Annotated in this window: 11 protein-coding genes and 2 pseudogenes; all 13 read left to right on the forward strand. The window is 37.6% G+C overall.

Features of this window, described 5'->3' with window-relative positions; all coding sequences use genetic code 11:
- The first annotated feature begins 512 nt into the window (after positions 1-512).
- The gene (locus DW931_RS12485; protein ID WP_333491456.1) at positions 513-1103 is read left to right on the forward strand and encodes a Fic family protein; all 591 of its coding nucleotides are present in this window, start codon (positions 513-515) and stop codon (positions 1101-1103) included.
- Positions 1104-1144: 41 nt separating this feature from the next.
- Positions 1145-1356 (forward strand): annotated as a pseudogene (locus DW931_RS12490) (plasmid segregation actin-type ATPase ParM); the annotation flags it as partial.
- Positions 1355-1552: pseudogene (locus DW931_RS12495) on the forward strand (helix-turn-helix domain-containing protein); the annotation flags it as partial. The pseudogenes DW931_RS12490 and DW931_RS12495, both read left to right, overlap by 2 nt.
- Before the next feature lie 120 nt (positions 1553-1672).
- Positions 1673-2110, forward strand: coding sequence for a radical SAM mobile pair system MarR family transcriptional regulator (locus DW931_RS12500; protein WP_118468495.1), 438 nt, complete (start codon positions 1673-1675; stop codon positions 2108-2110).
- The gene (locus DW931_RS12505) at positions 2107-2796 is read left to right on the forward strand and encodes a radical SAM mobile pair protein A (RefSeq protein WP_118468493.1); all 690 of its coding nucleotides are present in this window, start codon (positions 2107-2109) and stop codon (positions 2794-2796) included. The genes DW931_RS12500 and DW931_RS12505 overlap by 4 nt, the downstream gene beginning before the upstream one ends.
- Positions 2784-3692, forward strand: coding sequence for a radical SAM mobile pair protein B (locus DW931_RS12510; RefSeq protein WP_118468491.1), 909 nt, complete (start codon positions 2784-2786; stop codon positions 3690-3692). The genes DW931_RS12505 and DW931_RS12510 overlap by 13 nt, the downstream gene beginning before the upstream one ends.
- Positions 3693-4117: 425 nt before the next feature.
- Complete coding sequence (locus DW931_RS12515; protein ID WP_107001346.1) at positions 4118-5371, forward strand: ATP-binding protein; 1254 nt, start codon at positions 4118-4120, stop codon at positions 5369-5371.
- 612 nt (positions 5372-5983) lie between these two features.
- Positions 5984-6745, forward strand: coding sequence for a hypothetical protein (locus DW931_RS12520; protein ID WP_118468489.1), 762 nt, complete (start codon positions 5984-5986; stop codon positions 6743-6745).
- 165 nt (positions 6746-6910) lie between these two features.
- Entirely contained in the window at positions 6911-7117 is a 207-nt protein-coding gene (locus DW931_RS16105; RefSeq protein ID WP_207663374.1) for a recombinase family protein, read from the forward strand.
- Between the two features lie 35 nt (positions 7118-7152).
- Positions 7153-7614 (forward strand): recombinase family protein, encoded by a 462-nt coding sequence (locus DW931_RS12525; protein ID WP_207664451.1) that lies wholly within the window; start codon positions 7153-7155, stop codon positions 7612-7614.
- A gap of 236 nt (positions 7615-7850) precedes the next feature.
- Positions 7851-8354, forward strand: coding sequence for a helix-turn-helix domain-containing protein (locus DW931_RS12530; RefSeq protein WP_118468487.1), 504 nt, complete (start codon positions 7851-7853; stop codon positions 8352-8354).
- Between the two features lie 51 nt (positions 8355-8405).
- Positions 8406-8591, forward strand: a complete 186-nt coding sequence (locus tag DW931_RS12535) for a DUF1778 domain-containing protein (protein WP_118468590.1) — start codon at positions 8406-8408, stop codon at positions 8589-8591.
- Positions 8578-10008: a HaeIII family restriction endonuclease gene (locus tag DW931_RS12540; RefSeq protein ID WP_182429131.1), complete on the forward strand. Its 1431-nt coding sequence runs from the start codon at positions 8578-8580 to the stop codon at positions 10006-10008. The genes DW931_RS12535 and DW931_RS12540 overlap by 14 nt, the downstream gene beginning before the upstream one ends.
- The last annotated feature ends 48 nt before the right edge of the window (positions 10009-10056 follow it).

The following is a 10056-nucleotide window of genomic DNA, read 5'->3' on the forward strand; positions in this document are numbered from 1 at the left end:
TCGAAGGCATGAATCAGATCTTTCTGCATAAATTTCATCAGTTCTGCTGCCGCTGCGCTCAGGCTGCCGGTTTCGATGGCGGAAAGCATGGTTCAGTTAAGGGAATATGCAGAAAAATCTGCATTGTACATTACAAGGAAAATACTCACATGTGCTGCAAAAATATTTTAAGGTATGACGAAAAGACAGAATGCACATCGGTCACGTTAAGAAATATAATAGGGATGAGATTTGAGTTGCTCGATACATGAAATCCCTGTTTCTCTTTGGGCGGAGGTTAATAGGATATTTAAGGTTGGGTCTGATAGGAGTCAGATGCCTTTGTATGAGAAGCGTGCTCTCAGTTTCGTCACCGCTGCTTTTCAGATTTGCCCTGCATCTGTGGCATAAACTGTATATACTCCTTAAAAGCAAGTTTCAAAAAATTGAAGAGAAACCGTATATAGATAATACCTTGCCGGACTTCATTTTCGATGGAGTCCGGCGTTCTGTATCCAGAAATTGCATTTCATATGTCGGCAAAAAGTGTTACACTGTTGGATATTCTGAAAGAGCAGAAGGCAAGTAAATACTCCGGAGGGATCTACCACAAAACACAGATTGATTTGACATACTATTCCAACCATATAGAAGGAAGCCGAATGACCCACGATCAGCCCCGATATATCTTTGAAACCAGCACCATCGGTGTAGAAAAAGAAGTGCTGAACGTGGATGATGTGATTGAAACAGCAAATCACTTCTGCTGCATTGACATGATCATTGATCATGCAAAAGCAGCTCTGACGGAAAAATTCATCAAAGAGCTTCACTTGGTTTTGAAGAACGGCACCAGCGATTCCAGAAAAGATTGGTATGCGGTTGGCGATTATGAGAAACTTCCGAATGAAGTCGGCGGTATGGATACCGCCCTTCCGGAAGAAGTTGCCGATAAAATGAAGGTATTGCTGATGGAATATAATGCCAAAGAAGAAAAGACCTTTGAGGACATTCTGGACTTTCATGTGAAGTTTGAGCGGATTCATCCGTTCCAGGATGATGATGTTATAATAAGGACAAAGTTAGAGAAACCCAGTAAAATCAAGGGGTTAGCACTAATTTAGTTCTTATTTTTATACCAATTTAGCGGTGGGATAAGGCAGCGCTGTTATATCAAAACCGAAAATCCAAGTCAGTATCGCAGATAACAGATTAGAAGTAATGGGCATTGATCATGGCTGGTCGATGATGAAAACAATATCTCAGGTATTTGTCACAGGAGTTAAGGAGATAACAACAACTCCGGCACTCTTTGGTGATGTACTTGAGTATGAGGGAAAGTACTACAAGATTGGAACTGTAAGGCAGGAGGTCAAATGGTATTTCACAAAAGGTTTTGACAGATAGTTTAAGACAAATGATGAGTGATGGACTGGCATATCGCCACGATTACCATGAGCAGCCACCGAGAGTTGAATACGGATTAACGGAACTCGGAGCAAAAATGCTTCCAATTGTTAATTCACTTGCTGACTTTGGTAACTACTATAAATCACTTATTGAACAGAATTAAGTACGTTAGTATTTGAAAAGCTCGAACAATCGGAATTTACTTCTACTTAGACATACAAACTGTTGACAGTAAAACTCCTATATAGTATTATTTGATAAAATACTATATAGGAGTTTTTGTATGAAAATGAATGGCGGATTTCTTGTTACCAAAATAAAACAACTTGGAGATCGAATCTTTGAGAAGATTCTCAGCGAAAAGAATATTGATGCGTTTAACGGAGCCCAGGGGCGTATTCTTTATGTGCTGTGGCAGGAAGATGGAATCTCAATCAGATCACTCTCGATTAAATGTGGATTAGCGATAACTTCTCTTACTACGATGCTGGAAAGAATGGAAAATAAAGGGCTGATAAGACGCGTTCAGTCTGAAACGGACAAAAGGAAAACACTCCTGTTTCTGACTGAAAAAGCACATGCCTTAAAGGACGAATACGATTCTGTATCTGATAAAATGGGCAGTATTTACTACAAAGGTTTTTCGGAGGAAGAAATTACCCAGTTTGAGGAATACCTCGACCGTATCAGAAAGAATCTTGAGGAGTGGCAGAAATCATGAGTATTTGTATCAAAGATCAGATTCAAAACATGAATATCGTCATCGGATGTACAGTGGGGTGTGCATATTGCTACGCCCGCAATAATGTGAAACGCTGGCATATGATTGATGACTTTGCTGACCCTGAATTCTTTCCGGGTAAGCTCAAGATGATGGAAAAGAAACGTCCGCAGAACTTTCTTCTTACCGGCATGAGCGATCTTTCCGGCTGGAAGTCAGAATGGAGAGACGAGGTATTTGAAAAAATCCGTGAAAATCCACAGCATCAGTTCCTGTTCCTTACAAAGCGACCAGATCTGCTGGATTTTGATACAGATTTGGAAAACGCATGGTTTGGTGTTACGGTGACGAGAAAAGCAGAACTGTGGCGTATTGACGCACTACGGGAAAATGTCAGAGCAAAACACTATCATGTTACCTTTGAGCCGCTATTCGACAATCCAGGTTCAGTTGATCTTTCCGGGATCAACTGGATCGTTGTCGGCACCATGACTGGAGTTCAGAGCAGGAAGGTTCATACGGAGCCGGAGTGGGCATGGTCTCTGACAGATCAGGCGCATGCGCTTGACATTCCGGTATTTATGAAGGAAGATCTTGTCCCTATCATAGGGAATGAAAATATGATTCAGGAAATGCCGGATGAATTCAATAAAGTGTTGGAGGTACAGAGATCATGGCAGAAGTAATAAATGGAATCCTCATTAATGAGGCGGAAACAAAGAACATCATGACCAAGTCCAGTCTGCCTGTAGGCGGTTACTCGGTCAATCCATATGTAGGCTGTACACACGCCTGCAAGTATTGCTATGCTTCTTTTATGAAGCGCTTTACCGGACACAAGGAGGAATGGGGCACTTTCCTTGATGTGAAGCATTGGCCGGAAATTAAGAATCCGAAGAAATATGCCGGACAGCGGGTGGTCATCGGTTCTGTGACAGATGGCTACAATCCACAGGAGGAGCAATTCGGGAATACCAGAAAACTTCTGGAGCAGCTGATCGGCAGTGACGCAGATATTCTGATCTGCACAAAGTCGGATCTTGTGGTACGAGATATTGATCTGCTGAAGAAGCTTGGACGAGTAACCGTTTCATGGTCGATCAACACACTAGATGAAAATTTCAAGAACGATATGGACTCTGCTTCTAGCATTGAGCGCCGTATCGCTGCTATGAAGCAGGTATATGAAGCAGGTATCCGTACAGTCTGTTTCGTATCTCCGGTATTTCCCGGTATCACGAATTTTGAAGCAATCTTTGAGCGGGTAAAGGATCAGTGCGATCTGTTCTGGCTCGAAAATCTCAATCTTCGAGGCGGTTTCAAAAAGACAATTATGGATTATATCGCCGGAAAATATCCTGATCTTGTACCACTTTACGACGAGATCTATAACAAGCATAACCGCAGCTACTTTGAAGCACTTGAAGTAAAAGCTGAGGAAATGGCCAAGAAGTATGAGTGCCCATTTGTGGATAATGAAATGCCTTATGGCAGAGTCCCGCAGGGACATCCGGTGATCGTAGATTATTTCTATCATGAGGAAATCCGAGGGACAGAGAATACAGGAAAAAGAAATCGTTAATCTAAACGAAAATTAAACTGATGATGGTGGAGAGATTTATTTATCGCCATTTGAAATCGAGAAGTTCTTGTTTGAAAAATAGAGAAATTGTAAAATTGAAGAAAAAAGAAATGCACAGTTCTTAGCTTATCGGGAACTGTGCATTTTTGTAAATAAATACTTTTAATTAGCCGATACACACAAAAGATTGGAAAGTCATTTGGAAAAGCAGAGGATAACGCACTTACTATAAGGCATTTACTCATGCTCAAATTGGAAAAACATTGTTTCACCAATTCAGGAATCTTTGGGCAATCAGTATAGAAAGAAAGTTTATTTATGAGCACACAACAAAAAGTAATCAAAAAAGCAATCGTAAAAAAATACGATTGCTTTTTTGCGCATTTCTGCATATAATATATAAGACAGAAATGGAGGCGATTGATATGCGTGAAACAAGAACATTAGAGTTCAAGGAAACGATTACCAACACTTTTTTAAAAACAGTCAGTGCTTTTTCAAATTATGACGGCGGAACCATCTTTTTTGGAGTGGATGATGATGGAAATATAAAAGGTTTGCCGGATGTAAAACAAGCCTGCTTGGATATTGAAAATAAAATCAATGACAGCATTACACCGCAGCCGGATTATACGCTTGAGGTACAGAATAATGACCAGACGATAAAGCTTACTGTGAAAAGCGGATTACAGAAGCCGTATCTATATAAATCGAAAGCATACAAGCGGAATGATACAGCAACGATAGAGGTAGATACTCTGGAATTTTCAAGGCTTGTATTGGATGGAAAAAATATTCGATTTGAAGAATTGCCTTGCAAAGATCAGGAGCTGTCCTTTGAAATTTTACATCGTAAGCTGAAAGAGACTGTCCGGATTGAAAATTTTGATAAGGACACACTGAAGACATTGAACTTATATGACGATGTAAATGGATTCAATAATGCAGCAGGGCTTTTGGCAGATAAAAATCATTTTCCGGGAATCGATATTGTCAAATTTGGAGAAAATATCAGCATCATTCAAAAGAGATCGACTTTTGAAAATATATCGGTTTTAGAGGTTTATGAAAAGGCAATCGATGTATTCAGAGACTATTACCAATATGAAGTAATACAAGGTGCTGATCGAAAGAAGATGGAAAAAGTACCGGAAGCTGCTTTCCGGGAAGCAATCGCCAATGCTCTGATTCATAGAGTGTGGGACGTGAATTCGCAAATCAGAGTTTCGATGTTTGATGATCGAATTGAAATAGTTTCTCCTGGCGGATTGCCGTCTGGAATCACAGAGGAAGAATATCTGTCTGGTAAACTTTCTGTTTTAAGAAATAGAAATCTTGCCAATGTATTTTACAGATTGGGATTTGTAGAGATATTCGGAACGGGAATTACAAGAATAAAACAACTGTATGCAGAAAGTTTGATAAAACCGGATTTTGAAGTTTCAGAAAATGCGATAGAAATTGTGCTTCCGATATTTGAAAAAAATGCGGATCTGACAGAAGACGAAATCGTGATCTATAAACTTTTAAGCAAGACGATGTTGAAGCCAATCAGCGAAGTTGCACCATATGTACCTTTCGGTAAATCAAAGACAATAAAGCTGCTAAAAGAAATGTGTCAAAAAGGTGTGATTGCAGTGGAAGGAAAAGGCAAAGGCACAAAATATATCATTAGATAAGACTTTAATTTCCAAAGTAATGTTTCGGAAATTAAAAAAGCAGAAGGTTCATTTGCATTAGGTGCAGTTAATTGTGCAATGGCTTCCTGCACAAATCATGAGAGAGATTGTACTTCTGGATAATTTGCGGCGGAACTTATGCGTTTACAAATGGTGTACTTACGTTGACTTCGTGCCATAGTTGGGCACCTCCTTATTCTCTTGATTATACTATGAAATCCTTGAGAATAGGCTGTCAACTTTATTTATACACCATCAAAAAGAGTGAGTGCGGTATAACACTGGGAGAAAAAATAGGGCTGCTGTACGAGTGGTAAAATTTACAGCCATTTGTACAGCTTTTACCTACTAAGAGTAAGAAATAATATGCTAAGATATATCGAGATAGGGTTCTAAGGAGAAATAGATAGAACCCTTGTAAATACAAGGAAAATAGAGGTTATACCAAGCTATGCGAGAAAAAATAAAAGTGCTCATGGTTTGCCACGGCAGTCTATAATAAAATGGTTAGAATGTAGTAAAATAGGGCTTTTGAACATTTTGTAATTAAGTTTTTACCTATGATTTACTTATTTTGTTTTAATAAGTATATGAAAAGAGGAATTTAGAGAGATGAAAGAAATTTTACTAAAGATATTTGATAGTGAGATAATGTATTATGTGGTAATACCTATAGTTATAGTTCTGTTGGGATGGGTAAAAAACGAGCGTGATCTTAAGGAAAAGAATAAAGAATTGGGGTATTGGATGCTGAAATGTAGAAAAATACCAACTTTTCCAGATATTATAATAAAAATTTATAAAATGATGGCGATAAATTTGCTGATTACACTTGTGGCTAAAAAAATGCTTTGTTATTGGAAAGGTGTGGTTTTTTCATATATTATTTGTGGAATTTGGTATTTAGGAATCAATGCTATAATCACTTTTAGAAATTGCAAAAGTTATAATAGTAAAATTGAGTTTTGGCAGGATGGTAAGCTAAAGAGGAAACTTGTAATTACACTTTACTTAATATATGCAATTTCTTTGTTGGCAGATGTTTCGAAAAAATACTCTTGGATAGTAGAGGGTATATTTATTATATTGTTAATGGTTTGGATAATCTGTTTGCTCAATTATTGTGATGTGGCTTTCATTTTGGATAATAGATATGCGGATATTTATGTAAAGGGGAGTGAAAGGGCTCAATTTGCCGAGGCTGGAAGTATAAGGAAGCATGGAGAATGGATAATTGTAAACAGATATGTAAATGGGTATGATGAAGAAATAAGAATTAAAGAAAGTGATATAGTTAGGATTGATTACTATGGTGAACCAATGATTACGGTTGAGAAACGTAATTTATTTTCCAAAAGACGGAGTAGTGAATAAATGGAATATACATATAAGAAATTTTGCTATTAAAAAAAGTATCTATGAAAGTTGATGGTTTCTAGTTATTTTAAGAGGGGTTAATAAAATAGTTGTTATCCAGTTTAATAACCGGAAATGAAATTGCTGTTATAAAATAAATTTTTATAACGGAGGTTCGGTTACATGGAAAATGTATATGGCTACATAAGGGTGTCAACAGAGGGACAGGTCAAACAAGGATATTCCCTAGCGGAGCAACGTGCGGAAATTGAAAAATATTGCAGTTCCAAAAGTTACAACTTGGTAGGAATATTCAAGGACGAGGGTATCAGCGGAGCGAAAGCCAACGAGGACGAAATGAGCATTGAGCGTGGCGGTCAGACTTGGTAAAGGTTCTGCTACACAGAGAACTCAAAAAGAACAATGTGGATATTAAAGCGATTGACAGACCGAATTATTCAATCTACACGCAAAATCCAAACGAAATTTTTGTAAATGGGATGTTTGAACTTTTGGATGTGTATGAGCGGTTGGAGATAGCATTGAAATTAAAACGTGGACGATTGCAGAAAGCCAAGGGCGGTGGTTATGCAGGTGGTGGCGCTCCGTTTGGTTATGAGAGTCTGCGTGGTGGCAAAAAATTATATGTAAATGCAACAGAGGCAAAAGCGGTACGGAGAGTATTTGAGATTAAGCAGAGTTTTCCAGATATGACGCTGAAAAGCATAGCAGAGTTTATGAAAATGGAAGGACACAAGGGCAGAAAAGGTGCTGACTTTAACGCTATGCTTGTGAAGCGTATTCTTGATAAAGAGAATTTTTATAGAGGATATTACAATTACGACGGTATTGAGAGCGTGGGAGAGTATGAACCGTTACTTTCATAGAAAATAATATGTGTCTTGACATTGCTATCATTTTGGAAAGATTGCAGTTGTTATATGATAAATTGCAGGAGCAGAAAAAACGTGGAACGGACTGTTGATAGGAAATTGTACTGACAGCAAAAGTAGAAGAATAGCAGTGGGCAGGAAAGAAACAGCATTCAGAAGGGCATGGATGGTATTACATAGTAATTAGAAATTTTGAAAAAAATGTGAGCAGGAAGGAACGTGCAGCGAATATGGAAACATTGGAAAAGGTTTGGGTTCTATATGACGAGATGTTTTGTGACGAATTATCCATAAAGCTACTATATCAGAAGAAAGATTCAATTAGCGAGTTCGTGGATGAAAATGAAAATCCCATTAGCAAAAGTGCAGTAGCAGTCTGGATTATGGAGAACTATTACAATGACAGAAAATTTGTGGAGTACTGCAAAGAGAGAAAAGGGAAAATACTCGAAACAGCGGAGCAACTGTATCAATATAATGAGGAATACAGAAAGAGCGTAGATGAAGAAAGATTGTATCTGCTGTATCTGATTGGCATAGCGGTTACAAAAGTTGCAAATACTTTTGGAGTAAGTCGGCAGACAGTATATAGCAGAATTAAAAACTTTGAAGAAAACAGATATATAAAAGTTTTCACATTACTCCGACTAATCTGTAATTGGATTAGCCGGAGCTTTTTATATTCCAGTATTAAATGCTACAAAAGAACACCTGTTTGTGCAACAAAGTATTGACAATGACATACTATAGAAGGTAGAATGATGAGTAGTCGGAGGTGTCAAATAGTGAAAAAATCAATATCAATAAGCATACGAGTGAGCGAAGAAGAATTAGATAAATTCAAGCAGGCAGCTAGATTAGAGGCATATGCTTCGTATAGCGAATTTGTACGAAGGACAGCACTTATCGAGGCAGCGAAAATAATAAAAAAGAACGAGAATGAAGGAGCAAAATTCGATGAATGTAATTAGCTTGTTTAGTGGTTGTGGAGGACTTGATTTAGGATTTGAGAAAGCTGGATTTAATATACCTGTAGCGAATGAATTTGATAAAACAATATGGGAAACGTTTAAGGTCAATCATCCTAATACACATTTAATAGAGGGGGATATCAGACAGGTTACAAGAGATGATATAGCACAATATATAGATGGAGAAGTGGATGGCATCATAGGGGGACCGCCTTGTCAGTCATGGTCGGAAGCAGGATCTCTTAAGGGAATTAAGGATGCAAGAGGTCAGTTGTTTTTTGATTATATAAGAATATTAAAAGAATTCCAGCCAAAGTTTTTTTTAGCGGAAAATGTAAGTGGAATGCTTGCAAATAGACATTCAATTGCGGTTCAGAATATTTTAGAATTATTTGATGAGGCAGGATATGATGTTTCTTTTACATTGGTTAATGCTAAAGATTATGGTGTTGCAGAAGAAAGGAAAAGAGTATTTTACATAGGGTTTAGAAAAGATTTGAATATAGACTTTGGTTTTCCGAAGGGGTCCACTAAAGATGATTCTAAGAAGATTACCTTACGTGATATAATTTGGGATTTGCAGGATATGGCAGTTCCTTCAGGAGAAAAGAATCGACATAATCCAAAAGCGATAAATAATAACGAATATTTCACAGGTGCTTATTCACCTATATTTATGAGTCGTAATCGTGTTAAAGGCTGGGATGAACAAGCGTTTACAGTTCAGGCATCTGGACGTCAATGTCAGTTACATCCACAGGCTCCTAAGATGGTAAAAGTTGGAACTAACGATTGTAGATTTGTAGAAGGAAAAGAACATCTTTACAGAAGAATGACAATTCGTGAAGTTGCAAGAGTACAGGGATTTCCGGATGATTTTAAATTTATATACAATGATACAAATACTGCATATAAAATGATTGGTAATGCTGTTCCAGTGAATTTAGCATATGAGATTGCTACAGCAATAAAATTGTATCTTGAGGGAAAGGGTACGGCTGTTGAAATTGATAGAGATGCTATTGATGCTAAGGAGGTTAATGAGAAAAAAGTGAGTACAAAGAGTAATGATCAGGGTAGAGCATATGAATATGCATGGATTCAAACTTTATATAAGGCAATAGCTGAGTTAAGGAAAACAAGAATTGTTGAAAATTCAAGTTTGATAGCAAATGAAAAAGCATGGTCTTTAATGGATGAAGATATGCAAGAAACATTTATGATATCTGCTGGAGCTGCAGTTAATACAGTATTAGAACTTGAGCCAAGAATGGCTGAAATGGATAATGATGAGCTTACTCTTGAATTCCAAAAGGATGGTCAAGGCATAAAAGGTGATGTTAGAGATATTGTAATAAAGAGAAAAGATATTGAATGGGAGATTGGCTTAAGTATTAAGCACAATCACAGACTGTAGACAAAGCCCTGCTTTTGCAGGGTTTTGCTATTGTTGGAACCGCTTTTC

Origin of the sequence: Clostridium sp. AM43-3BH, from assembly GCF_003479985.1 — a bacterium.
Classification (GTDB): domain Bacteria; phylum Bacillota; class Clostridia; order Lachnospirales; family Lachnospiraceae; genus Otoolea; species Otoolea fessa.